Origin of the sequence: Vibrio genomosp. F10 str. 9ZD137 (assembly GCF_049974785.1) — a bacterium.
Lineage (GTDB): Bacteria > Pseudomonadota > Gammaproteobacteria > Enterobacterales > Vibrionaceae > Vibrio.
The window spans coordinates 1-456 of the sequence record NZ_JBNGCJ010000825.1; the positions used below are offsets into that span (position 1 = coordinate 1).

1 protein-coding gene is annotated in these 456 nt (G+C 41.4%); it reads left to right on the plus strand.

What is annotated here, in order from left to right:
* Nucleotides 1–324, plus strand: a 324-nt coding sequence (locus ACP45E_RS18840; protein ID WP_141707422.1) for a sulfite exporter TauE/SafE family protein, incomplete at its 5' end; no start/stop codon positions are given.
* Between the last annotated feature and the right edge of the window lie 132 nt (nucleotides 325–456).

Here is a 456-nt window from a genome sequence, read left to right on the forward strand (position 1 = left end):
GGGATCGGCGGCGGTTCATTATCCGTCCCATTTTTGAGTCGTCATGGTATTGAGATGCGTAAAGCGGTCGGTTCTTCATCCGTCTGTGGTTGTATGATTGCGATTTCTGGCATGATCGGCTTTATTTTGCATGGATACAATTTAGAAGGTTTGCCTGATTATAGTATTGGGTATGTCTATTTACCTGCTCTTGTCGCGATTGCCTCTACCTCTATGTTTACAACAAAGATAGGAGCTAAGCTGGCGAGTACCTTACCTACTGTGATGCTAAAAAAGGTGTTCGCGGTCTTTTTAATATTTGTCGCAGGAACTATGCTGCTGTAATCTCGTCTCAGTTTATAATCAATCAATAAAAATAAGAGTACTCTTCTATGTCTCAGGGATTAATCCAGTTTCCTAATATCGATCCTGTCCTTTTTTCATTAGGTCCCATTTCTATCAGATCGGAAGAGCGGT